The sequence below is a fragment of the Streptomyces albofaciens JCM 4342 genome (assembly GCF_008634025.1).
Lineage (GTDB): Bacteria > Actinomycetota > Actinomycetes > Streptomycetales > Streptomycetaceae > Streptomyces > Streptomyces albofaciens.
The window spans coordinates 2,635,661-2,660,184 of sequence record NZ_PDCM01000002.1 but is presented as its reverse complement, the minus strand read 5'-3'; the positions used below and the strand labels follow the sequence as shown (position 1 = coordinate 2,660,184).

The 24,524-nt window shown below is 71.3% G+C and carries 22 protein-coding genes; 13 read left to right on the top strand and 9 right to left on the bottom strand.

Features of this window, described 5'->3' with window-relative positions:
• Window positions 1-367 precede the first annotated feature (367 nt).
• The 4 genes from CP973_RS31480 (at window position 368) to ffh (ending at window position 7,643) form a co-directional block, all read left to right on the top strand.
• Window positions 368-1,816, top strand: coding sequence for an ammonium transporter (locus tag CP973_RS31480; RefSeq protein ID WP_244410140.1), 1,449 nt, complete (start codon window positions 368-370; stop codon window positions 1,814-1,816).
• Entirely contained in the window at window positions 1,813-2,151 is a 339-nt protein-coding gene (locus tag CP973_RS31475; RefSeq protein ID WP_150247236.1) for a P-II family nitrogen regulator, read from the top strand. Before CP973_RS31480 ends, CP973_RS31475 begins: the two co-directional genes overlap by 4 nt.
• A 743-nt stretch (window positions 2,152-2,894) precedes the next feature.
• Window positions 2,895-5,372 carry a [protein-PII] uridylyltransferase gene (locus CP973_RS31470; protein WP_150250559.1) on the top strand — a complete coding sequence of 826 codons (2,478 nt, stop codon included), beginning with the start codon at window positions 2,895-2,897 and terminating at the stop codon, window positions 5,370-5,372.
• Window positions 5,373-6,086: 714 nt separating this feature from the next.
• A complete protein-coding gene (gene ffh / locus CP973_RS31465; protein WP_150247235.1) occupies window positions 6,087-7,643 on the top strand; it encodes a signal recognition particle protein in 1,557 nt (518 codons plus the stop codon).
• 110 nt (window positions 7,644-7,753) lie between these two features.
• On the opposite strand, the gene CP973_RS31460 is transcribed toward ffh, so the two are convergent.
• The 9 genes from CP973_RS31460 to CP973_RS31420 all read right to left on the bottom strand — a co-directional run bounded on the left by CP973_RS31460 (window position 7,754) and on the right by CP973_RS31420 (window position 17,109).
• Window positions 7,754-9,004, bottom strand: a complete 1,251-nt coding sequence (locus CP973_RS31460) for a phosphopentomutase (protein WP_150247234.1) — start codon at window positions 9,002-9,004, stop codon at window positions 7,754-7,756.
• Window positions 9,001-10,188, bottom strand: a complete 1,188-nt coding sequence (locus tag CP973_RS31455; protein WP_150247233.1) for an alanine racemase — start codon at window positions 10,186-10,188, stop codon at window positions 9,001-9,003. Before CP973_RS31455 ends, CP973_RS31460 begins: the two co-directional genes overlap by 4 nt.
• 5 nt (window positions 10,189-10,193) lie before the next feature.
• Window positions 10,194-11,438, bottom strand: coding sequence for an aminotransferase class V-fold PLP-dependent enzyme (locus CP973_RS31450; RefSeq protein WP_150247232.1), 1,245 nt, complete (start codon window positions 11,436-11,438; stop codon window positions 10,194-10,196).
• The gene (locus CP973_RS31445) at window positions 11,435-12,445 is read right to left on the bottom strand and encodes a phosphotriesterase family protein (RefSeq protein WP_150247231.1); all 1,011 of its coding nucleotides are present in this window, start codon (window positions 12,443-12,445) and stop codon (window positions 11,435-11,437) included. Before CP973_RS31445 ends, CP973_RS31450 begins: the two co-directional genes overlap by 4 nt.
• A gap of 35 nt (window positions 12,446-12,480) precedes the next feature.
• Complete coding sequence (locus CP973_RS31440; RefSeq protein ID WP_150247230.1) at window positions 12,481-13,863, bottom strand: YhfT family protein; 1,383 nt, start codon at window positions 13,861-13,863, stop codon at window positions 12,481-12,483.
• 89 nt (window positions 13,864-13,952) lie between these two features.
• Complete coding sequence (locus CP973_RS31435) at window positions 13,953-14,309, bottom strand: DUF2620 family protein (RefSeq protein WP_150247229.1); 357 nt, start codon at window positions 14,307-14,309, stop codon at window positions 13,953-13,955.
• Window positions 14,306-14,677: a PRD domain-containing protein gene (locus tag CP973_RS31430; protein ID WP_150247228.1), complete on the bottom strand. Its 372-nt coding sequence runs from the start codon at window positions 14,675-14,677 to the stop codon at window positions 14,306-14,308. Before CP973_RS31430 ends, CP973_RS31435 begins: the two co-directional genes overlap by 4 nt.
• A gap of 254 nt (window positions 14,678-14,931) precedes the next feature.
• The gene (gene yhfZ / locus CP973_RS31425; RefSeq protein WP_150247227.1) at window positions 14,932-15,879 is read right to left on the bottom strand and encodes a GntR family transcriptional regulator YhfZ; all 948 of its coding nucleotides are present in this window, start codon (window positions 15,877-15,879) and stop codon (window positions 14,932-14,934) included.
• 354 nt (window positions 15,880-16,233) lie between these two features.
• Complete coding sequence (locus CP973_RS31420; protein ID WP_150247226.1) at window positions 16,234-17,109, bottom strand: methyltransferase domain-containing protein; 876 nt, start codon at window positions 17,107-17,109, stop codon at window positions 16,234-16,236.
• A gap of 801 nt (window positions 17,110-17,910) precedes the next feature.
• Here CP973_RS31420 and CP973_RS31415 point away from each other — a divergent pair.
• The 9 genes from CP973_RS31415 to lepB (CP973_RS31375) all read left to right on the top strand — a co-directional run bounded on the left by CP973_RS31415 (window position 17,911) and on the right by lepB (CP973_RS31375) (window position 24,451).
• On the top strand, window positions 17,911-18,501 hold the full coding sequence (locus CP973_RS31415; RefSeq protein ID WP_003980231.1) for a hypothetical protein: 591 nt from the start codon (window positions 17,911-17,913) through the stop codon (window positions 18,499-18,501).
• A 156-nt stretch (window positions 18,502-18,657) separates the two neighbouring features.
• Window positions 18,658-19,098: a 30S ribosomal protein S16 gene (gene rpsP, locus CP973_RS31410; RefSeq protein ID WP_150247225.1), complete on the top strand. Its 441-nt coding sequence runs from the start codon at window positions 18,658-18,660 to the stop codon at window positions 19,096-19,098.
• Window positions 19,099-19,100: 2 nt separating this feature from the next.
• Entirely contained in the window at window positions 19,101-19,340 is a 240-nt protein-coding gene (locus CP973_RS31405; protein ID WP_003980229.1) for an RNA-binding protein, read from the top strand.
• A gap of 188 nt (window positions 19,341-19,528) precedes the next feature.
• Complete coding sequence (rimM, locus tag CP973_RS31400; protein ID WP_150247224.1) at window positions 19,529-20,083, top strand: ribosome maturation factor RimM; 555 nt, start codon at window positions 19,529-19,531, stop codon at window positions 20,081-20,083.
• Window positions 20,083-20,892 (top strand): tRNA (guanosine(37)-N1)-methyltransferase TrmD, encoded by an 810-nt coding sequence (gene trmD, locus CP973_RS31395; RefSeq protein WP_150247223.1) that lies wholly within the window; start codon window positions 20,083-20,085, stop codon window positions 20,890-20,892. The genes rimM and trmD overlap by 1 nt, the downstream gene beginning before the upstream one ends.
• A 131-nt stretch (window positions 20,893-21,023) precedes the next feature.
• Entirely contained in the window at window positions 21,024-21,371 is a 348-nt protein-coding gene (gene rplS, locus CP973_RS31390) for a 50S ribosomal protein L19 (protein WP_003980226.1), read from the top strand.
• Between the two features lie 45 nt (window positions 21,372-21,416).
• Window positions 21,417-22,319: a signal peptidase I gene (gene lepB / locus CP973_RS31385; protein WP_150247222.1), complete on the top strand. Its 903-nt coding sequence runs from the start codon at window positions 21,417-21,419 to the stop codon at window positions 22,317-22,319.
• The gene (gene lepB / locus CP973_RS31380) at window positions 22,312-23,532 is read left to right on the top strand and encodes a signal peptidase I (protein ID WP_244410138.1); all 1,221 of its coding nucleotides are present in this window, start codon (window positions 22,312-22,314) and stop codon (window positions 23,530-23,532) included. The genes lepB (CP973_RS31385) and lepB (CP973_RS31380) overlap by 8 nt, the downstream gene beginning before the upstream one ends.
• Entirely contained in the window at window positions 23,474-24,451 is a 978-nt protein-coding gene (gene lepB, locus CP973_RS31375; protein ID WP_150250557.1) for a signal peptidase I, read from the top strand. Before lepB (CP973_RS31380) ends, lepB (CP973_RS31375) begins: the two co-directional genes overlap by 59 nt.
• Window positions 24,452-24,524 lie beyond the last annotated feature (73 nt).

Genomic DNA, 24,524 nt, shown 5'->3' with positions numbered 1-24,524 from the left:
ATGGTGGGGGCGTGGCGGGGGGTGAGGGGCGTTGACGGGTGTAGGACGGGCGAAGGGCGGGTGTATTGCGGGGTGTGGTTGGCCGGGAGCCGGGAGCCGGGAGCCGGGAGCCGGGGGCCGGGGGCCGGGGGCCGGGAGCCGGGCCGGGGTGGGTGCCGGGCGTGGTCGTTTCGGCTGGTTGCTGAGGGATGTCGGGCGTGGCGGGGCGATCTTGCGGTTCACCGGGGCGTAACACGGACGCAGGCTTCGTCACCGGGGGGAAACACCGACGGGTCATGGCCGAAACGGTGCTGCGAAAGCCTCATGGCGAAAGTCGGCCCACCCGGAACCACGCCCGCACGGGCCGCATCGACGACAGGAGGCGCCGATGCCCCCAGGCATCATGACGCTCGCGGCGGACAAGGCCGCCTTGAGCCCGGCCAACACCGGATTCATGCTGATCTGTACCGCGCTGGTGATGCTCATGACCCCCGCGCTAGCCTTCTTCTACGGCGGCATGGTCAGGGTCAAGAGCGTGCTCAACATGCTGATGATGAGCTTCATCAGCCTGGGCATCGTCACCGTCCTTTGGGTCCTGTACGGCTTCGGGCTGGCTTTCGGCCAGGACAACGGCGGCTTCCTCGGCTGGAGCGGCGACTTCGCCGGGCTCGGCGGCATCGGCCTGACCGAACTGTGGGGCACCACCACCATCCCGGTCTATGTCTTCGCGGTCTTCCAGCTGATGTTCGCCGTGATCACGCCCGCGCTGATCAGCGGTGCCCTGGCGGACCGGGTGAAGTTCACCGCCTGGGCGTTGTTCATCGCCCTGTGGGCCACCGTCGTCTACTTCCCCGTCGCGCACTGGGTGTGGGCCGAGGGCGGCTGGCTCTTCGACCTGGGCGTCATCGACTTCGCCGGCGGCACGGCGGTCCACATCAACGCGGGCGCCGCTGCGCTCGGCGTGATCCTCGTCGTCGGCAAACGCATCGGCTTCCAGAAGGACCCGATGCGACCGCACAGTCTGCCGCTGGTGATGCTCGGCGCCGGCCTCCTCTGGTTCGGCTGGTTCGGCTTCAACGCGGGCTCCTGGCTCAACAACGACGACGGGGTGGGTGCGGTGGCCTTCGTCAACACCCAGGTCGCCACGGCCGCCGCGATGCTCGGCTGGCTCGCGTACGAGAAGCTGCGGCACGGCTCCTTCACCACCCTGGGCGCGGCGTCCGGCGCGGTGGCCGGACTGGTCGCGATCACTCCGGCGTGCGGCGCGGTCAGCCCGCTCGGCGCCATCGCGGTCGGCGTCGTCGCCGGTGTGCTGTGCGCGATGGCGGTCGGGCTGAAGTACCGCTTCGGGTACGACGACTCCCTCGACGTGGTGGGTGTCCACCTCGTCGGCGGCATCGCCGGCTCCCTGCTGGTCGGCCTGTTCGCGACCGGTGGCGTGCAGAGCGACGCCAAGGGCTTCTTCTACGGCGGCGGCCTGGAGCAGTTGGGCAAGCAGGCCGTGGGCGTCGTCTGCGTCCTGTTGTACTCCCTGGTCGTCTCCTTCGTCCTGGCCAAGATCATCGACTTGGCGATGGGCTTCCGGGTCTCCGAGGACGAGGAGGTCGCGGGCGTCGACCAGGCCGCGCACGCGGAGACGGCATACGACTTCGGCGGTACGGGCGGGGGCGCGGTGGCGCGCCCGGGAGCGGGCGCGGGGGCGGCCGGGGGCGCCGGCCCGGCCCGCGGCGACGGCCCGGCCCCGGCGAAGCGCCAGGGCACGGCCCCGGCTTCCGGTAAGGAACCGGCTTCCGGCAAGGCGTCGGCTTCCGGCGAGGGAAAGAAGGTGGACGCGTGAAGCTCATCACGGCAGTGATCAAGCCGTACCGGCTCGATGAGGTGAAGGAGGCCCTGCAGTCGTTCGGCGTACACGGCCTGACCGTCACCGAGGCCAGCGGATACGGCCGGCAGCGCGGGCACACGGAGGTGTACCGGGGCGCGGAGTACACCGTCGACCTGGTGCCGAAGGTCCGTATCGAAGTGCTGGTGGACGACGCGGACGCCGCGGAACTGATGGACATCGTGGTCAAGGCGGCCCGCACCGGCAAGATCGGCGACGGCAAGGTGTGGAGCGTTTCCGTCGACGAGGCGGTCCGCGTCCGCACGGGCGAGCGGGGCCCGGACGCACTGTAGGCGTGGGGCGGGCGTGGCGGCCGTGACGGGCGTGGCGGACGTGACGGGTGTGACGTCGGCTTGGTTCGGGCGGTCGGGCGGGCGGCTGGGTGGCCGGGCGCGGGTGGACGCGAGCGATCGACCCGCCTCCGTCCGGCCCGGTCGGGCGCGGCGACGGGCCCGCCGGCTCCCAGCTCCCGACTCCCGGCTCCCGGCTCCGCCCCAGGCAAGAGCGGCCCCAGGCGGAGCCGGGGCAGTACGCCGACGTCGCCTGACTGCCGACCGCAGCTGAAGGAGCCCGCGAGGGCGGGGCCGGAAGTGGAGCGGGGGTGGGAAGAGGGGTGGGGCCCGGGGACCGACGCGACCAAGGAGCGCCTGAGTTGGCGGAGAGCGTGAAAAAGACGACTGAGAACGACGGGCCGGAGGCTGAGGAAGGGGCGCTTGGGGGGAGCGGGGTTTGCGGGGATAAGGGGGACGCGGATGGGGTGGTGACAGGCGAGGCGGGGGCGCGCGAGGCAGGGGCGCGCGAGGCCATCGGGGGTGATGGGACGCCCCTTGGCACCAAGGATGGCCTCGGTACCGAGGCTGGCTCCGGTGCCGAGGCTGGCTCCTGTGCCGAGCGTGGCCCCGACACCAAGAGCAGCCCCGACACCAAGGATGGTCGCCCCAGCACCAAGGGCCGCCGCCCCGAAGCCCAGGGCGGCCACCAACCGGACACCGAAGACAGCCACCCCGGCCCCGAGAGCGGCTACTCCGCCGACCGCCTGCGGCTTCTCCAGGCCTCCGGGCCGGGCGGGCCCGAGCGCAGGTCCGCCCTCGCCCGCCTCACCGACGACTGGCTGGCCGGCCTCTTCCACCGCGCGGCAGCCGGAGCCGAGGCCGGCTCCGGTATCGCACTCGTCGCCGTCGGCGGCTACGGCCGCGGTGAACTCTCCCCCCGCAGCGACCTCGACCTGCTCCTGCTGCACGACGGCAAAGCCGGCGCCCGGACGGTGGCCGCACTCGCCGACCAGCTCTGGTATCCGGTCTGGGACCTGAACCTCGCCCTGGACCACTCGGTACGGACCCCCTCCGAAGCGCGCAAAGCCGCTCGCGACGACCTCAAGGTCCAACTCGGTCTCCTGGAGGCCCGCCACCTGGCCGGCGACCCGGACCTGACGAGCGCCCTGCGCGGCACCGCACTGGCCGACTGGCGCGAACAGGCCCCCAAACGCCTGCCGGAGCTGCACGAGATGTGTCGCGAACGGGCGTCCCGTCAGGGCGAGCTGCAGTATCTGCTGGAGCCGGATCTGAAGGAGGCCAGGGGCGGACTGCGGGACGCCACCGCACTCCGGGCGGTGGCCGCCTCCTGGCTGGCCGACGCGCCGCGCGAAGGCCTGGAGGCGGCCCGCACCCGTCTGCTGGACGTCCGCGACGCGCTGCATCTGACGACCGGCCGCGCCACCGACCGGCTCGCCCTCCAGGAACAGGACCAGGTCGCCGAGGCGCTCGGTGTGCTGGACGCGGACGTACTGCTGCGGCAGGTGTACGAGTCCGCGCGCACCATTTCGTACGCGAGTGACGTCACCTGGCGCGAAGTCCGGCGGGTGCTGCGGTCCCGCTCCGTCCGTCCCGTACTGCGCGGGCTGTTGAAGGGCCGTACGGCCGGTGGCGGGACGGGCCGGGGCGAACGGTCGCCGCTCGCCGAGGGCGTGGTCGAGCTGGACGGCGAAGTCGTACTGGCCCGGACGGCGCGCCCCGAACACGACCCGGTCCTTCCGCTGCGCGCCGCTGCCGCCGCGGCGCAGGCCGGGCTGCCGCTGTCCCGGCACGCCGTGCGCCGGCTCCGCACGGCCGCCGCGACCCGCCCCCTGCCCGTGCCGTGGCCGGCCGAGGCGCGAGAACAACTGATCACCTTGCTGGGCGCGGGCGCCCAGACCGTCCCCGTGTGGGAGGCGCTGGAAGCGGAGGGGATCGTCAGCCGGCTGCTGCCCGACTGGGAACGGGTGCGCTGCCGGCCCCAGCGCAACGCCGTACACCGGTGGACCGTGGACCGGCACCTGATCGAGACGGCCGTCCGCGCCTCGGCGCTCACCCGCCGCGTGCACCGGCCCGACCTCCTGCTGATCGCCGCCCTGCTGCACGACATCGGCAAGGGCTGGCCCGGCGACCACTCCGTCTCCGGCGAGACCATCGCCCGGGACATGGCGGCCCGGATCGGATTCGACGCCCGGGACGTGGCGGTGATCGCCACGCTCGTACGGCACCATCTGCTGCTCATCGAGACGGCCACCCGCCGGGATCTGGGCGATCCGGCGACCGTGGCGGCGGTCGCGGACACGGTGGGCACCATCGGCACGCTGGAACTGCTGCACGCCCTCACCGAGGCCGACGCGCTGGCCACCGGCCCGGCGGCCTGGAGCACCTGGCGCGGGTCGCTCGTCGCGGACCTGGTGAAACGCGTCACGGCGCGGCTGGCGGGAGAGGCCGTGCCGGAGGGGCATACGACCGACGAGCCGACCGCCGAGCAAGAACGCCTGGCCGTCGAGGCGTGGCGCTGCGGCGGCCCGGTGCTGGTCCTGCACACACGGGAAGAGCGCCAGGGTGAGACGGAGTATGCCCCTGACGCCACCGGTGTGGACCAGGATGCCGGTACGTCCCCGGGCACGGGTCCGGACATCGTGCCCGAACCGGAGCCGGTGGGCGTCGAACTGCTGATGGCCGTACCGGATCAGCCCGGCGTGCTCCCCGCCGCTGCGGGTGTCCTGGCCATGCACCGTCTCACTGTCCGCGCCGCCGACCTGCGCAGCGTGGACCCCCTCGGCGAGGGCCCGGTCCTGCTGCTGAGCTGGCGGGTCGCCGCCGAATACGGTTCGCTCCCGCAGACCGTACGGCTCAGGGCGGACCTCGTACGAGCCCTGGACGGCTCGCTGGACGTACCGGCACGGCTGGCGGAACGCGAGAAGGCGTACGCACGCCGCTCGCGCGGCGTACAGGCCCCGCCGCCCCGAGTGACGGTTGCCTCCGGAAGCTCGCAGCTGGCGACCGTGATCGAGGTCAGGGCCCAGGACGCGCAGGGTCTGCTGCACCGCATCGGCCGGGCACTGGAGGCCGCGGGCGTCACCGTACGCAGCGCCCACGTGAGCACGCTGGGAGCGAACGCGGTGGATGCGTTCTACGTCACGAACGAGAAGGCCGAACCACTGTCGGACGCGTCGGCCGCAGAGGTGGCCCAGGCGGTGGAGCGCGCATTGAAGCAGTGATGGGAGCGTGCCTGTGGGAGGCGATGGGCACGGACCGCCCTCGCCGGGGGCGGGAGCGCCGGGAGGGACAGGCTTCCACGACCGGCCTGCGAGGGCGGATGGGCTGGCGCCTGCCGCGGGGAAGCCCTCCGAGCCCTGCGAGTCTGGCGGCGGGGAGGCTCCCTGCGGCTGTACGGCCTTTGGCGGCGACGCCGGGCTCGGCCGCGGGATTCGGTCCGTAGAGGGCAGGCGGTCCGTAGGTGGCAGGCGTTCCGTAGACGGCAGGCGGTTCGCCGACGGCGCGCGCTCCGGAGACGGGGCGGCTCTCGGCCCGGCCCGGTCGGCCCGGGCCCAAACTCCCGGCCCGGCCCGGTCGGCCCAGCCCCAGGCTCCCGGCCTGGTCCAGATGCTCCAATCCCAGGCCCCAGGCCCGGGCAATGACTGGCCCCCGGCCCCCAGCCCCAGGAACCGCCCCCGCCTCCGCCCCGTCCCCAAAACCGGCACGGGCTGTCCGGTCCCCGAAACCGGCACGGGCTGCCGGCCCGCCCCACCCCCGTGAGACGGTGGAGGCGGCAACCGCAGCAGGCGCCCACGCCGTGCGCGGACCGCTCTCGCAGTCGCGCGCGGTCCCGTCCCGGCGGCCCTCCCCGGCGGGCAGGGGCACGTTGCCTGCGCGTGCGGATACCCTAGAAGCCGACTTGACCCTGCCCCCGACCCCGAGGATCGACGACCGCCGTGTTCGATACGCTTTCCGACCGCTTGGCGAGTACTTTCAAAAACCTCCGGGGCAAAGGCCGCTTGAGCGAGGCGGACATCGACGCCACGGCGCGCGAGATCCGGATCGCCCTGCTGGAGGCCGACGTCGCGCTTCCCGTCGTCCGGGCCTTCATCAAGCAGGTCAAGGAGCGGGCGACCGGTGCCGAGGTCTCCCAGGCGCTCAACCCCGCCCAGCAGGTCATCAAGATCGTCAACGAGGAGCTCGTCGGCATCCTCGGTGGCGAGACCCGTCGGCTGCGCTTCGCCAAGAACCCTCCGACGGTCATCATGCTCGCCGGTCTGCAGGGTGCCGGTAAGACGACCCTGGCCGGAAAGCTCGGCGCCTGGCTCAAGCAGCAGGGCCACGCGCCGCTGCTGGTCGCCTGTGACCTCCAGCGCCCCAACGCCGTCAACCAGCTCTCGGTCGTCGCCGAGCGCGCCAATGTCGCGATCTTCGCGCCCGAGCCGGGCAACGGCGTCGGCGATCCGGTCAAGGTCGCTCAGGACTCGATCGAGTTCGCCCGTGCCAAGCAGCACGATGTGGTCATCGTCGACACCGCGGGCCGTCTCGGCATCGACCAGGAACTGATGCAGCAGGCCGCGGACATCCGTGACGCGGTCAAGCCGGACGAGGTCCTGTTCGTCGTCGACGCCATGATCGGTCAGGACGCGGTCAACACCGCGGAGGCGTTCCGCGACGGCGTCGGCTTCGACGGCGTCGTGCTCTCCAAGCTGGACGGCGACGCCCGCGGTGGTGCCGCGCTCTCCATCGCGCACGTCACCGGCAAGCAGATCATGTTCGCCTCCAACGGCGAGAAGCTGGACGACTTCGACGCGTTCCACCCGGACCGCATGGCGTCCCGCATCCTCGGCATGGGCGACATGCTCACGCTGATCGAGAAGGCGGAGCAGACCTTCAGCCAGCAAGAGGCCGAGAAGATGGCTTCCAAGCTGGCGAGCAGCAAGGGCAAGGACTTCACGCTCGACGACTTCCTGGCCCAGATGGAGCAGGTCCGCAAGATGGGCTCCATCTCCAAGCTGCTCGGCATGCTGCCCGGTATGGGGCAGATGAAGGAGCAGATCAACAACCTGGACGAGCGTGAGGTCGACCGTACGGCCGCGATCATCAAGTCGATGACGCCCGGCGAGCGCCAGGACCCGACGATCATCAACGGCTCGCGCCGGGCCCGCATCGCCAAGGGCTCCGGCGTCGACGTCAGCGCGGTCAAGAACCTGGTCGAGCGCTTCTTCGACGCCCGCAAGATGATGTCCAAGATGGCCCAGGGCGGCGGCATGCCGGGAATGCCCGGCATGCCTGGGATGCCGGGCATGGGTGGCGGCGCCAAGAAGAAGAAGCAGCAGAAGCAGGCCAAGGGCAAGCGCAAGAGCGGCAACCCCATGAAGCGGAAGGCCGAGGAGGAGGCCGCTGCCGCACGCCGCGAGGCCGCGCAGTCCGGCAACCCGCTGGGCCTGCCGCAGGGCGGCGACGCGAAGAACTTCGAACTCCCCGACGAGTTCAAGAAGTTCATGGGCTAGCACCCCTTTCGGCTCCTGGTCGGCCCGCGCCGCACCGGGAACCGCACACGGCGCCAAGCCGTCCGATCGAGCCCCTGCCCGGACCCCCGGTCGGGGGCTCGTCCGCGTGCTCATCGCGGCACACCCGCCGATCCGCCCACCGGCCGTAGCAGAGGCGTGCCGTTCCCCAGCGCGGCTGGCGGCAGCCCGAGCGCGGCCGCCGCTGTGGCGCCCACATCCGCCAGGGTCCGGGCCATCGGCAGACGGTCGAAGCCCGTGGCCTCGGGACGGTGGATCAGCACCGGCACGTACTCACGGGTGTGGTGGGCATGGCCGATGACCGGGTCGTTGCCGTGATCACCCGTAACGATCAAGCGGTCGCCGGGCGACGAGAGGAGCCGCAGCAGCGTGCCCAGTCCGGCATCGGTCCGCCGGAGCACGGCGGCGTAACGCGGGGCGTCCTGCTGGTGCCCCGCCAGATCCGTCTCCTGGACATTGCTGACGATCAGGGCGGTGTCCGGCGCCCGGCGTACGGCGTCGGCCGTCACCCCGAGGACCTCAGCGGTGCCGACGGCGGGGCAGCACAGCGCCGTGTCGCAGGCCAATACATCCGCGGCCTTGCCCACGAGGGTCACGGGGGCACCGGCCCCGGATGCCAGCTCCGGCAGCCGGCGGGCGTGATCCAGCGGCGCCCCGAGGTGCCGTACCACCAGCCCGCCGTTCCGGTAGAAACCGCTCGCCGGGGTGTCCAGCCCGACCGTGCCGAGGTCTCCGTCGCGTACGAAGGTGTCCAGCGGGCCGTCGGCACGGCCGCCCACGGCGATCACCCGGGCCACGGGCGCCACCGAACGCACCACCCGTGCGATGTCGAGGATCTCCGTGAAGGGGTTGTCCGCGAGCAGTCCGGAGACGTTCCAGTTGACGCCCGGGTCCGCTTCGAGGTTGTCGTGGACGAGGACCCGCCCGCCCACGACCAGCACGGGACGCCCGGCAAGCAGATCCGCGCGGCGTCCGCTCGCCCGGAGGGCCGCGGCGACCTCGCCGAGATGGCCGGCGAGCCGGGCCACGGTCACCCGGCTGAAGTCGGCCCCCATCATCGTCTGATGCCCGGCGTACGTATCGGCGCCCGGATAGCCGAGCGCGGCACGGCCCACGGCCACCGGGAGGGACGGCGCGGGCGCGAGATCCGGGTGGGGGTGCACGAAGCCAAGGCCGAGTGCTTCCAGGGCGGGCAGCGGGAGTCGGCGACCCGTGGCCGTACGGTGCTCGTCGAGAAGGTGGCCCAGCGTATCGGCGGCAGCGTCACCGGGCCGCGGATCCGCCGCGTCGGGCATCGCGCCGACGCCCAACCCGTCGATGACGAGAATGACGATCCTGCTCATGGCCCATCCGCGCCTTCCCCGCCCGTGACCTGCGGAAGCGGTCGGCCGAGCGCGTCGTGGTGGCCGGTCAACCGTGGGCTGCCCGCGCTGAGACCGGCGACGACCGCGACGTTGCTGCGGGTCACGAAGATCTGCGTACGGAACGCCAGGACGGCGGTATCACCGGGCCGGGCACGGCCGGGAGCCAGCAGCCGGTAGTAGTCGATGTTCTCGGCCGGGACTGTCTGGACGGCGAGCCGGGCGCCGGTCCGGGGGATCAACGCCGACTCGACGCCGGAACGAGGGTAGAAGCCGCCACCGTGGAGAGCGGGCCGGCCATCGGCGAGGAGGTGGGCGACCTCGGTGACGTATACGTACGCGGGCCGCTCCGGCTGCTCCGGGTCGATGGCGTGCAGAGGGGTGGTGCCGGTGAGCGCGTGACCGGGTTCGCCGTGCGTGGCGCCCAGCTCGGCGAGCATCGGCAAGGTGGCAGCGCAGGTGACGCCGGGAGCACTCAGCTTCGGTTCGGTGCGCCCGCGCGCGGCCAGCAAGGCCTGGGCCCGGCGGGCCAGTTCGAAGGTGGCGGTGGGGCGCGGGTGCCCGGACCCGGGTGCGCACTGAACGCACGGAAAGGCGGTGACTCCGGTCAGCCGGATGCCGGGCATCCGCTCCGCCTCGGCCGCGAAACCCTCCAGCTCACTGAGCGGCACGCCACCCTCCTGCCCCGGATGGACCGCGCCGGGCGCGCCCTCGACCCGTACCAGAACATCCTGTACGCGACCCAGTTGCCGGGCGGCGTCCGAGACGGCACGGGCGTTGGCCAGGTCGAAGACGGTGACCGCTTCGGGACGCCAGGCGAGCACCTCTGGCAGTGCACGGTGGGGAATCTGCACCAGGTGGCCCACATTTCCGGCGCGCGCACCCGCCCCGTGCAGTGTGCGGGCTTCGCGCGCGTCGATGGCGGCGAACCGGGGGAGATGCCGGGCCACGGCCCGGACCAGCTCGGGGTTGCGTCCGATCTGCTTGGCCACGAACCATAGGCCGAGGCGCTGTCGTCGCGCCGCCTTCGCCAGCAGCGCGGCGTTGGCTTCGACGGCATCCAGGTCCAGGACATACGTGTCCGGCTCCACCGCGCCGGTGCGGTGCAGGTCGGCGGCACAGTCGATCAGCCGTGGGTTGCGTGCGAGGACGGTGTCGAGGAACACGGTGATCAGCCTCCTTCCTCGTGATCGCGCAAGCCGTGGGCGCTGTGCGTGGATCGCGGAGCACGGAGGGCGGCATCGGGCGCGGGCGGTGGTACGCGACCGGGTTCACGTACGGGTGCGGCGGTGTCCCGGGGGCTGTTCACGGAAACGTCGCGCAGATCGTGCAGCGCGCGCCGGAGGATGTCGATCACCAGGTCCGCACCCGCCCGCATCGGGTTGATACGCACCGTCCAGTCGGCAAGCTCCGGCGCGTCCTCCAAAGCGGACCGGGACATCCGGTAGAAGAGCGGGGCGATCTCGTAACGGGAGTTGGCACCCACGGGGTACGGGGCGGCGCCGTACCGGGCCGCGGCGTCCGGCACCGCGCGGGCGACCGGCCGGTCCAGCCGGAGCAGCACGCACCGGTCCTGGACATTGGCGATCCGCACCTCGGCGACCCCGGGCACCTCCCCGGCCCCCAGCCGCTCGGCGATCTCCGCACCCACCCTGGACTGCACCGCCCACATCACCGGTACGTGGCTGAGCGCCCGCAGCGCGTCCAGCGCCTGGTGCCCCTGCACCTGGCCGCCGCCGGAGTAGTTGTCGTCGTGCACCCGCTCCACCAGGTCACGCGCGCCGACCACTGCGCCCACCCCCTCCGGGCCGTGCAGCTTGAACAGTGAGAAGCAGGAAGCGTCCGCGCCCAGTTCCACACCGCATCGCGGCACCCGGAAGACCGCGTAGTTGTCGTCCACGACGGTGCGCACACCGGCGGCCCGGCAGGCGGCGAGCACCTCGCCCGGGTCGTGGGAATCCGCCACCCGCTGCCGGGTGTGCTGGACGAACGCCCACCGGAACCGTCCGGAGGACAGCGCCCGGTCCAACGCGGCACGGTCGTTGAAATCCGCCTCGACCGTCTCCACCCCCAGCCCGCGCAAGGTGACGCCGGTAGTGCGGTAGACCGGCGCGCGGTGCACGAGCAGCGGATCGCCCGCACGGAGCACGGCACCGAGCGCTGCCCGGATCGCGCCCGTGCCCGCGCCTTGAACCAGCGCCGCGGCAGGAGCCCCGAAGAACTCCGCGAGAACGGCCTCGACCCGTGCGGTGGTACGCGGACGCCCCACCCCCGGCACCACACCCGCATCCGCCTCGAAGAGCTGCCGGCCCTCGAAATGCCGGGCGACACTCTCCATCAGCCGGAACTGGTTCGCCTCCGCTCCCTCCAACGTGACCGTCGGCAACGGAAACGTCCGGGGCAATCGCACGCTCATGGCGACGCCTCTCTTCCCGCCAGGCCGTTTTCCTGGAGTGCGACTGTGGTCCGGGCCTGAAACGGCTGCCGCTCCCTGCCGTCCCCGCCCGTGAGGAAGCGCAGCGGATTGCGGCGGGTCAGGAGGTCGATCAGCGCGTCGTCGGCTCCGGCGGCCCGCAGGTCCGGCAGGAACGACCGGAACAGGTGCCCGTACCCATGGCCGCCTTCGTCGAGCAGGTACCCGTGCCGCGAGATGTCGCAGCTGAGCAGGGCGCGATCGGCGTGCCCGGCCTCCAGCAACGCGAGCAGCAGCCGCAACCGGGTCGCGTCGCTCTGATACCTCTCCTTTCCGACGGTGTCGAAGGCGACGTACGCTCCCGCCGCCGCCAGCTCTCGGTGGATCGCGGGGGCGTCGAGCAGGTCCTGGTGGCCGATGCTGATCCGACACGGCTCCAGTCCGGCCGCGGTCAGCACATCCAACTGGGCGAGGCCGCCGCGCCCCAACTGCGCGTGGGTGGCCAGCGACAGGCCTGTGGTGACGGCGGCGTGGGCGGCCGCGGTGAGCGTACGCATCTCCGCCTCGCCCGGCAGGTCCCCATGGCTGCCGACCTCTCCGATGACACCGGGGGAGGGCCCACCGGTGCCCATGCCGCTCTCGACCTCCTCCACCAGCCTGTTCGCCAGCTCCTCGACGCTCGCATCCTCCACCTCGGGCGGGTGGAAGGCATCGTGATACCAGCCGGTGCCCGCCACGACCGCGACCCCCGCCTCCTGGGAAATACGGATCAGCGCAGCAGGGTCGCGCCCCATGCCCCGGCAGGTCAGCTCGACGACGAGCGACAGCCCGAACCGCTCGCGGAGCGCGGCCAGTTCGCCGGCTACCGCTATGGCATGCCCGGCTGTCAGCGAAGCCGTACGGTCGGTGGGGCGGGAGAGGTCGAGGGCCAGATGCTCGTGGGCGAGAACAGGGCCCTGCACGGCCGTCACGGACAGCGGGCCGGTGACGGTCCGCAGGAGAGAGTTCATCGCACACTGCCTTCCCGGCGTGTCCACACGCCTGCTCAGGTCTTGATCGGGGTGAAGAGGTGCAGCCAGTGGAGGACGTTGAGGACGATGCCGGTCACGAGGACCGCGGCGGGCGCGGCGGCCATCCGGACCACCACCCGGCCCATGGCCTCGTTGAGGAGGTAGAGGCCGCCGGCTATGAGAATCCCGAGCCCGCCGCCCATGGCATGCGCCGCCATCAGGGAACCGAAGAGAATCGCCAGGTGCAGGGTGTCGCCGATGGCGCCACGCAGATGCTGCGAGGAGTCGCGCACCGACGGCAGCCGTCCCAGTGCCTTGCCGATCCAGCTCAGCGCCAGCACCTCGACGGCGAAGACCAGGGCACCGCAGACCAGGGCCGGCCAGGGACTCGGCAGCAGATAGCCGATGGGATAGACGAGGGTGAAGCCGACGATGCCGTACGCGCCGGAGGCCAGCGCGGTGGTGGCGATCAACGGGATGAATCCGAGGGCACGGTAGAAGTCGACCTGCGCGGCTTCCGCGTACTGCCCCTTGGCGATCAGGAAGCTGGTCGCCTCCCCGCCACCGAACACATGCAGCTGGGACAGCAGACAGATCCCCGCACCCAGCACCATGAACAACGGCAGGTGCCGGCGCAGCCGGGCCGCACTGGCGCCGAACAACGACGCCATCGGATCCACGCCTCCCGGCGCCCTGCCGGATGTGACCGTCGAGGCCTCTTCGCCTGCTGCCGGCACCGCGCCCGCGGCGGCCCGCTCCGCCGCCCGGCGCTGCCGTACGTCCCTGGCCACCGCGCAGCCGATGAGGAGCAGCACACCGACCGCCATGGCCGGCGCCCCCGCGAACACGTCGGGCCACACCTTCATCGTCAGCACGACCAGTGCCAGTTCCACCACACCGGCCAGTCCGCCGAGCAGCTTCCCGAACTGCTTGGTGATCGCCAGCACCGGAAACAGCGTGAAGAGGAAGAGGATCGGCGTCGCCATCTGCTGCAGGGCCGTCAGGAAATCGACCGGGAGATCGTGCGCGAGGTCGTTGGCGCCTTTCAGGCCGAACACGACCACCCCGCCCCACGCGCCGCCCAGCACCGGCGCGAGCCACTTCTTCGGCGCGAGGAGGCCCAGGATGTCGGTGGGCAGAAACAGCAGCCAGGGGTTGAGCGTCCCGGAGGAGAGCGCCATCGGGGCGCCCAGCCCGAAGATGAACCCGGCGGAGAGTCCGAAGGAGACCGCCGTGGTCGCGCTCCGGGTCGTACGGCCCTGGACGAAGTCGAGCATGAAGGGCCGGAGGCCGTCGTTGAAGACGGCCAGTGCCAGGTGCGCGAGGAAGGCGGTCAGCGCGCACAGCGCCACGACGGTCAGTTGCTGCGCGAGCGAGAAGTCGAGACCGGTGCTCGCGGCGAGGACGGTGCTGCTCACGGGTCACTCCTTTGTGCCCTGGCATGTCATCGGAACGTACGGCTCGCGGGGCCGAGGCCTGCCGGACCCCGAGGGGCGGTCCGGCGCGGTCACGCTCGGGTGGCTATGGCCAGAACCAGTGCGGGCACGATCGCGTCGACCTGGTCCACGGCGAAGCCGAACACTCTCTTGCCCTGGTCCAGCAAAGTGTCGATCTCTTCCACCGAGGGGACGGAGCGGCCGAAGGTGTGACAGGTGGCAGCACCCATGAGTCCGACCAGGACACCCAATGACGCACCGGCTCCGGTCTGGCAGGTGCCCAGGAAGTAGTCGGCCCGGCCGGCTTGCAGCAGCGCCACGGCGTCCATGTCGTTGCTGACCACGGCCTCGACGCCGGCCGGCGCCAGCCGCCGTACCGCGTCCGCGACCTCGGTCTTGCCGACCCCGCCGGTGAGGATGGTCGTCATGGTGTGTCCCTTCGCAGTAGGGCGAAGTGCATCGCCAGGAATTTGATCTCGGACTCGGGGAGCGGGGCGCCGAGGGCCTGCTCGGCCCGTAGGGAAACGGCGCGGGCCCGCCGGACGGCTCGGGGATGCTCCGCCAGCTCCGCGGCGGCCAGGCCGTCGGTGCGGAATTCCGCCACCGGCTCGCCGTTCTGCAGCCGGGTCAATGCCATGAGCAGGTGGCTGGTGAGCATGCCCGCGGAGTCCTCGGTGACCACACACCCTTCGGTGGCCAGTGCGTCCAGTTCGACCCGGACGAACGCGGCGACCTCGGGCCGTACCTGACCGCTCTCCACGAAGAGCCGGATCCGTCGTGCGAGCAGGGCCTCCATGGCCGTCCCTCCCCTCCTGGTAGCCAACAAGCAGGTCTCGTCTTTCCGGATTGCATGCGAAACGCGGAGGCGTCACCGGCGATCGGCTCCGATGCCGCGGCTAGTCCCGGTGCCGCAGTCAGGCCAGGTCCCGCGAACAGATCCGATGCCGCGGTCCGCCCAGCACCTCGGATTTCGTCGGGCCTGGCAGGGCGGCTGCCTGAACCGACTCCGATCAGATCCGGCCCCTTGGCCGACCGGCGATCTCAGTAATCTCAGTAGGCAGGCATGCGCTCTCCTCGCAGCACCTCGCCCTGCAAGCTGGTGACGGCCTCCAGATCGAGCGCCCCACTCACCGCTGCCAACGCCTCGCCGCCCTCCTTCCGGGCTATCAGCGCCGCGCTGGAATTCCGGGGGGAGAAATCGCCGGTGGTCTCATCGTCGAGCGGTAGTACGTCCACCTCTCCGGCCAGCTGTCCCGGCACCTCGTCGAGGTTCCAGACGGTGGCGTCGGCCCGGTCCTGTGCAAATAGGTCGTACAGCTGCGTGAACGAACTCTCCAGCCAGGTCACATCCGTCCGGCCCGCGAACGCCCGCTCGGCCAGTGCGCGTTGGTCCTCCGACGTCTGATCCACCGCGACCCGCAGGCCTTCGCTGTCGGGCTGGACGCCGTGCCGCAGCAGCAGCCCGTGGGCGCCTGCATAGGTGGTCGGGCCGAGATCGGCGATCAACTCGATCGGATGCCGCTCCATCAGCGCGTCGGCGGAGAAGCGGGACAGCACCGCCAGATCGGCCTTCCCCTCCAGCAGGGCCGCCACGCGGGTCGCCGCACCGCGCATGAAGGTGATCGCGAAGGGCGCGCCGGTCTTCTCGAACGCGCCGCGCAAGCCGGTCGCCAGGCCCTCGTGACGACGCGAGTGGGGCAACGGCATCGCGGCGAGAACGGTGCCCAGACCCGCGAGGCGCCACAGTATGGCGCGGTCGGAACGGACCAGGAAGGTGCCGAGGTGTCCGCGGGCCACCGTGTCTATCGCCCCCGATTCCTCCAGGAGTTGGAGCGCGGCCTGCACCGTGCCGTTGCCGACCCCGAGGCGCGCGGCCAGGTCGCGCACTCGGGGGAGTCGTGCGGCCTCGCCTTCGGTGGGCTGATTGATCAGGAGGGCGGCGAGCCGCCTGGCGGCGTGTCCGTTGCGGGTCAGGAACCGTTCGTCGATGCTGTTCATGGAAATCACAGTAAACAGAATTCTGGATATTGGGGATCGCTCGCGAGGGTGAACGCGTGGGGCCCCGCGATGACGCGCTCGGCGTCCTCGCGGTTGCGGGCAAGGGGGAAGGGGCGTGACGACACCATCGCCGCGGTGGCCGTCCGCGCCGCATGCCGCAACGGCGTAAGGACGGCTGCGGAGCGCGGCACGGGCAGCGTGCGGCACGGCGTGGGCCGGCCGTTCCGGAAGCCCGCGCCGCGGCCGGCGAAGCCTCGGCGAGGGACGGGCGGACGTACTGGCAGTGGCGGGTTATCGGAGTTCAGGGCGTCAGATCATCGGCAACGTCGGCAGCCTGGGCGGGGATCGTAGGAGTCACGTGCGGGCGATGAGATAGCGGAACACATTCGGCATCCAGACCGTGCCGTCCGGACGCTGGTGCGGATGCAGCGCCTCGCTCAGCTCCTTCTCCACCTGCGCCTGGTCGGTGACCTCCAGCGCAGCGTCGAACAGACCCGTGGACAGCAGCCCTCGCACCGCGCTCGGCAGGTCGCCGTAGCCGAACGGGCAGGCCACCCGGCCCGAGCCGTCGGGCCGCAGGCCCACCCGGTCGGCCAACTCCTCAAGATCGTCCCGGCCGCTGGGCCGCCAGCCGCCCGCCGTGCGCAAGGGGTCGGCCAGCCGCTGGGCCACCCGCAGCACGCTCGCCGTGGCGCACCGCTCCACCGGGCCCCAGCCGCCCAGCACCACGGGACTGCCGTGCTCCGTGAGTCCGGCCGCCGTCACCAGAGAAGCGGTCAGGCCCTCGATGCTGCTGACGCAGCCCACCGGGTGAAAGGCCGTCACCATATTGAAGGAGCCGCCGCCGGGGTCCGCAGCCCGTTCCGGGCCCCCGCATGCCAGTACGGTGGCACGCATCGCGTCGTCCCGGGCCTCGCGCGCGGAGTCGGGTGCCAGTCGTTGCCGCGCGAGATCCAGCCGTTGTTCGTCCAGGTCCACACCGCAGACCTGCGCGCCGCGGGCAGCGGCGATCAGCAGCGCGAGCCCGGAACCGCAGCCCAGGCCCAGCAGCCTGGTGTGCGTCCCGACATCCATCCGGTCGTAGACGGCCTCGTACAGCGGCACCAGCATCCGTTCCTGGATCTCGGCCCAGTCACGGGCGCGCGCGCAGGGATCGGCCGGTGCCGTGGAGCCGTACGAGCCGGGAGAGCCGGACTGCCGGAGGTGATGCCGTACGAGCGTGGGTGTCATCGAAAGCGCCCCAATCCGCCGAGAACCCGAAGCTGTCAGTGATCGATCGCCCCCGTGTCCCGCCCCTGTGTTCGCGTCGTGCGCCCCCCGCATTCCAGACAACTCCCCATCCGTGCCTGAGTCCAGGGGTGCGCCGGGGTTGTCTCCCGCGCGCCCCTCGGTGCGCCGGGGTGCTTTTCGGGACGGTGACGCAAACTGTCGCGCCCGCAACACATACGTCAGGACGAAAGCGCCTCTGCTCACATCACAGGTGGACGGTATTTCCCGTACACAACAGGGGTTCGGGGCGCTGGCGTACTGCGGCGGGAGGCATCTCGGCAGGGCTGTGAGCGGAAGCGGCGGCGCGCCGCTCGGGTCCGGTGTCCATGGGGAGGCACCACCGGGGCGGCGTCCGGAACGGGCGCGTTCTCCGACAGGGCCGGCACCCCCGCTGCCCGCGGAGCCCATCCGCCGGGCGTACGAGAGCCGTACGGTGTCTGCAAACAGACGGCGGGGCGGTGCCGGGTGCCGACACGCCTCCCGATAGCATCGCGATCGTCGCGCACGCCGCCGGGTCCCACCGGATTCCACCGGGGTCACGTCGCGACCCATGGGCCACCGATGCCCCGGCGCGTACACATCTCTTACGCGCCGGGGCGTACGCGCGGGTACGCCCCGGCTTGCCACCTGGCGCGCGCCTTCTCCGCAGTTCTGCGCACACGCCGTCCTCGAAACCCATGACCAGAAACTGACCGGTACGTGCAAATTATTTGAGATGCCCCGTAATCGGAACACTGGATGGGCCCGGCTCGTTGTCACGACGTGAGCACGACACCGCCTGTTCTCGCCGCCGAGCTGGCGCTCGCGTGGGCCGACATTCAACGGCACCACCCCGAGCTGCCGGACCTGGCCGCGCCCGAGTCCTTGATCGGGGAGTCGTCGTCCGCCTGTGGCGCCGAGCTCTCCTTCGAACGGCTGCTGCACGAGGCAGTCCACGGCATCGCCGCCGCCCGCGGCGTCCGCGACACCTCGCGCGCAGGCCGCTACCACAACCGTCGATTCCTCGCGATCGCCGAGGAGTTGGGCCTCGACCACGTCGACGAGCCGCATCCGAGCAGCGGCTTCTCGCTGGTCACGCTCAACCCCGAGGCCCGAAGGCGCTACCGTCCCACCATCGAGCGGCTCGCCAGAGCCCTCAAGGCGCACTCCGCCGCGACCACGGCCGACAGTGCCCGAAGCTTCCGGGGGCCGGCCGCTCGGCATGGCTCATCCGGTGGCGGTGTACGCGTCAAGGCTGTCTGTGATTGCGGCAGGAATGTCCGGGTCGTCCCGTCCGTGCTGGCGCAGGCGCCCATCGTCTGCGGCGGCTGCGGCAAGCCGTTCCGGATTCCCGAGGTGGCCGCGGTCGGCTGACCTGGAGTGGTGTGGCACAATGGCTAGCTGTACTCGACAGTCGCACAGGACCCCTCTCTCCTCCGGCTGGCGCGTCCATCGGGCACTCCGAGTACCGCAACCCCACGTGGCATCCCGTTGTGCCCAACCACGTCAAGACCAGGAGACACCACTCCCGTGGCAGTCAAGATCAAGCTGAAGCGTCTGGGCAAGATCCGCGCGCCTCACTACCGCATCATCGTCGCCGACTCCCGTACCCGCCGTGACGGCCGGGCCATCGAGGAGATCGGTCTGTACCACCCGGTGCAGAACCCGTCGCGCATCGAGGTCGACTCCGAGCGTGTCCAGTACTGGCTGGGTGTCGGCGCGCAGCCGACCGAGCCCGTCCTGGCCATCCTCAAGGTCACCGGTGACTGGCAGAAGTTCAAGGGCCTGCCCGCCCCGGCGCCGATGAAGGTCGCCGAGCCGAAGGCCGACAAGAGCGCCCTGTTCGAGGCCCTGGCCAAGGACGCCGGCGACGAGCCGAAGGGTGAGGCCATCACCCCGAAGGCGAAGAAGGCTGACAAGAAGGCGGACGAGGCCGAGGCCGAGTCCACCTCTGAGTCGACCGAGTCCTGATCATGCTCGAGGAGGCCCTCGAGCACCTCGTAAAGGGCATCGTCGACAACCCCGACGACGTGCAGGTCGCCTCGCGCACCCTGCGCCGCGGGCGCGTGCTGGAGGTCCGGGTCCACCCCGACGACCTCGGCAAGGTGATCGGCCGCAACGGCCGCACCGCGCGCGCCCTGCGAACGGTCGTAGGCGCCATCGGCGGCCGTGGTATCCGGGTCGACCTCGTCGACGTGGACCAGGTCCGCTGAGCAGAACCGGGGCGAGCCCCCGGACCAGGCAGTACCGGCACGGGCCGGGGAGGGCTACGGCTCACCCCGGCCCGTTGTCATAGGCGTCTGCGACGATGTCCGTATGACCGAAATCACCGATCGATGAACCACGACGGCGAGCACGACCACCGCGCGAGCGGCGGCGGCCGCCGCGAAGAGGGGCCACTGTGCAGCTGGTAGTCGCGCGGATCGGCCGCGCCCACGGCATCAAGGGCGAGGTCACCGTCGAGGTGCGGACCGACGAGCCGGAACTGCGACTCGCACCCGGCGCCGTACTCGCCACGGACCCGCCCACCGCCGGCCCGCTGACCATCGAGACCGGCCGGGTGCACAGCGGGCGCCTGCTGCTGCGCTTCGAGGGCGTCCGCGACCGTACGGGCGCCGAGGCGCTGCGCAACACGCTGCTGATCGCGGAGGTCGACCCCGAGGAGGTCCCCGAGGACCCCGAGGAGTTCTACGACCACCAGCTCATCGATCTCGACGTGGTCACCACCGACGGCACGCCCGTCGGACGCATCACCGAGATCTCCCACCTGCCCTACCAGGACCTGCTGATCGTCCGGCGCCCGGACGGTGGCGAGATCATGATCCCGTTCGTCTCCGAGATCGTGCCGGAGATCGACCTGGCGCAGCAGAAGGCCGTCGTCGACCCCCCGGCCGGCCTGCTCGACGACAGCCGGGCCGAGGTGGCCTCGGCCCGTGACGCGGGCGAGGACGTGTGATGCGGCTCGACATCGTCACGATCTTCCCGGAGTACCTGGAACCGCTCAACGTCTCCCTGGTCGGCAAGGCGCGCGCCCGCGGCCAGCTCGACGTGCGCATCCACGACCTGCGGGACTGGACCCACGACAAGCACAACACCGTCGACGACACGCCGTACGGCGGCGGCCCCGGCATGGTCATGAAGCCCGAGCCGTGGGGCGAGGCGCTGGACTCGGTCATCGACTCCCAGGAGGGCGAGCCGGTCATCGTCGTCCCCACGCCGAGCGGCCGGCCCTTCACTCAGCAGCTTGCCGTCGAGCTCTCCGAGAAGCCCTGGCTGGTCTTCACCCCGGCGCGTTACGAGGGCATCGACCGCCGCGTCATCGAGGAGTACGGCGACCGCGTGGACGTCCGCGAGGTCTCCATCGGCGACTATGTGCTCGCGGGAGGTGAGGCCCCGGTGCTCGTCATGGTCGAGGCCATCGCCCGGCTGCTGCCCGGCGTACTGGGCAATTCGGCCTCCCACCAGGACGACTCCTTCGCCCCCGGTGCGATGGCGGACCTCCTGGAGGGACCGGTCTACACGAAGCCGCCCGAGTGGCGCGGCCGCGGCATCCCCGAGGTCCTGCTCAGCGGCCACCACGGCAAGATCGCCCGCTGGCGCCGCGACGAGGCGTTCCGCCGTACCGACCGCAACCGCCCCGACCTCATCGAGCGCGCCGACCCGGCCGCCTTCGACAAGAAGGACCGCGAAACCCTCTCCATCCTGGGGTGGGCCGAGGGAACGGACGGTCGATTTGGGCGTACCCGGGACGCCGTGGAAGAATAGGCCGCTGCTGTGTGCGTCCGGCGCGCGCCCCTGCCACAGGGGGAACGACGCCCGCCCGACGGAACGGCAACCTCATCTGAACTTCCGGTTCCGTTGATGACCTGTGGCATCAACGAAGAAAGCAGTGGGTCATGAACCTTCTCGACTCCGTCGACTCCGCGTCGCTGCGCAGCGACATCCCGGCCTTCCGCCCGGGCGACACCGTCAACGTCCACGTGCGCGTCATCGAGGGCAACCGCTCCCGTGTGCAGCAGTTCAAGGGCGTCGTCATCCGCCGCCAGGGCGCCGGCGTGCGCGAGACCTTCACGGTCCGCAAGGTCAGCTTCTCCGTCGGCGTCGAGCGCACCTTCCCCGTGCACACCCCGATCGTGGAGAAGATCGAGCTGGTGACCCGCGGTGACGTGCGTCGCGCCAAGCTGTACTACCTCCGTGAGCTGCGCGGCAAGGCTGCGAAGATCAAGGAGAAGCGCGACAGCTGAACAGACGTCCGGCGTCCTGGACCGGCCGGATAGGCTCAGGGTCCGATGGACACCGACGCACAGCTTTCGGAGCGCGACCGCTCTCCCGCCCCCGAGCAGGGGCCGGAGCAGGGGTCGCGCTCCGCGTGTTTTCCCGAACGCCCTTCCTCCGAGAAGGAGGACGAGGCCGGCCGGCCTGCCTCCGAGGAGCGGACGGCCCAGGGCACGTCCCCACAGGAAGCGGCCTCTCCGCGCCGGGCGCCCCGCCTGCGACGGCTCATGTCCCGGCCGGCGGCGGCCCTGGCGGCCCTGTGGCACCGGCCCGTGCTGCTGCTGGCCGTCTGCGTGGCGTTTGTGCTGCTGCTCAGCGCCTTCGTCGTACAGCCCTTCCTGATCCCCAGCTCCTCCATGGAGAACACCCTGCGGATCGGCGACCGGGTGCTGGTGAACAAGCTGGCGTACCGCTTCGGCGGCGAGCCGCGCCGGGGCGACGTGATCGTTTTCGACGGCACCGGCTCGTTCCTGCAGAGCGAACCGTCGGAGAACCCGGTCACGGGGCTGGTCAGGGGGGCGGGCGCGGCGCTGGGCCTGGCCGAGCCCCCGGCCACCGACTACATCAAGCGTGTCATCGGCGTCGGCGGGGACCGGGTGACCTGCTGCGACAAGCGGGGGCGGATCAAGGTGAACGGCGAGCCGGTGGCCGAGGGCTATCTGTATCCAGGGGACGCGCCGTCCTCCGACGCGTTCGACATCGTGGTGCCGGAGGGGAAACTGTGGGTCATGGGAGACCACCGCGGCAGATCACGTGACTCACGGGACCACCTCGGCGAACCGGGCGGCGGCACCGTTCCGGTCGGCAAGGTGATCGGCCGCGCCGACTGGATCGCCTGGCCGGTGGGCCACTGGACGGCCCTGCACCGCCCGCGTGCCTTCGACGGCATACCGGGACCGGCAGGCAGCCATGGGTAGCCGGGGGCGGCCCAAACGCGGGCAGCGGGGGGGTACAGGGGCGGATACGGGCGCGGAGGGGGCGTACGGGGAGGGCCCGTACGGGGCGTACGAGAACGGAGCGTACGGGAGGTACGACGGGTACGCGGACGGGCCGTACGGAACCGGGAGCCACGGGGGCGGTGCGTACGCGGGCGGGGGCGCAGGGGGCGACGCGGGCGCGTACGGCTTCGAGACCGCGGAGGACGACGGCGGTACCGGCGGCGTCGTCACGCGTACGATCAGGCCCGCCAGAGGAGGGCGCGCCGAGCGGCGGCGCCAGGCGCGTCGCATCAAACGCCGCAGGCGTCGCTCCTACCTCAAGGAAATACCGATCCTCATAGGCGTGGCCCTGGCCATCGCGCTGGTGCTCAAGACCTTCCTCGTCCAGGCGTTCGTGATCCCCTCGGGCTCGATGGAGCAGACCATCCGGATCGGCGACCGGGTGCTGGTCGACAAGCTGACCCCTTGGTTCGGCTCCGAGCCCGAGCGCGGCGACGTGGTCGTCTTCAAGGACCCCGGGGGCTGGCTCAAGGGCGAGCAGGTCGAGCCCGCTGACGACCCCGTCGTGGTCAAGCAGATCAAGGAGTTCCTGACCTTCATCGGGCTGCTGCCGTCCGCCGACGAGCAGGATCTGATCAAGCGCGTGGTGGGCGTCGGGGGCGACACGGTCAAGTGTTGCGACAAGCAGGGTCACGTCACGGTCAACGGGACACCTCTGGACGAACCGTACATTCATCCGGGCAATCCGCCCTCGCAGTTCGCCTTCGAGGTCAAGGTTCCCGCCGGGCGGATCTTCGTGATGGGCGACCACCGCTCCAATTCGGCGGATTCGCGGTATCACCTGGACGAGCCGTACCGTGGGACGATCTCGGTGGACAGCGTGGTGGGCCGGGCCGTGGTCATCGCCTGGCCGGTGGGGCACTGGCGTCGTCTGGAGGAGCCGGAGACCTACGCGACCGTACGCGACGCGCCGGGTGCGAGGGCGACGGCGGGGCACACGCCGCATAGTGTGTCCTCCGACAGTTTGTCCGTACTCCCGACCCCTGCGGAACTCCCGCTCGTTATGGGAGTGGTGGGCCTGCACCGACGATCGGGCGGGCGGCGGCGTGGAGTAAGGAGTGGATGTGGGGGACTTGGCGGTCGGCGCACGGTCCGGAACCGAAGAGCCCGAAGAGCCGGCAGGAAACGGTGAGTCCTCACAGGCCGCCGCGTCCGGCGGACCGGAGCGGTCGGCGGATGCCGGACAGCCGGCGGGCCCGGGGCGGCCGCCCGGTCCGGGAGTCTCGATGGGCAAGGAACAGCAGACGGACGAGGAGGAGAGCGGCAGCGTGAAGAAGGGCAAGAAGCCGCGTGCCTTCTGGAAAGAGCTGCCGATTCTCATCGGAATCGCGCTGGTCCTGGCGCTGATCATCAAGACGTTCCTGGTGCAGGCGTTCTCCATCCCGTCCGACTCGATGCAGGACACCCTGCAGCGCGGTGACCGCGTCCTGGTGGACAAGCTCACCCCGTGGTTCGGCTCGGAGCCGGAGCGCGGCGAGGTCGTCGTCTTCCATGACCCGGGCGGCTGGCTGAACGAGGTGGCCACCCCCGAGCCCAACGCGCTCCAGCAGGTCCTCAGCTTCATCGGCCTGATGCCGTCGGCGGAGGAGAAGGACCTGATCAAGCGGGTCATCGCGGTCGGCGGCGACACGGTGGAGTGCCACGGCAACGGCCCGGTCAAGGTCAACGGCACGCCGCTGAAGGAGGACTCGTACCTCTTCCCCGGCAACACCCCCTGTGGCGACAAGAACATCGAAAAGATGACCGTGCCCAAGGGCAGCATCTGGGTCATGGGCGACCACCGTCAGGACTCCCTCGACTCGCGCTACCACACGAACCTCAAGGGCAACGGCACGGTCGAGACCAAGCAGGTCGTGGGGCGCGCCTTCACGATCGCCTGGCCGATCAACCGCTGGTCGTGGCTGTCGGTGCCGGACACGTTCGACCAGCCGGCGCTGAACAAGGCCATGGCGGCGACCCCGGCGGCGCTGGGATTCGCGGGCGCGGTGCCGATCGTGCTGTGGCGGCGCCGCAGGCGGGCCGCTCGGGCCGAGGCGCGGGCGTCGGACTGAACGGCTGAGCGGGCCGCGTACGAGATGCGCGGTCCGGTGACCGGCTGACATGAACACCGGGTACGCGTCCGAG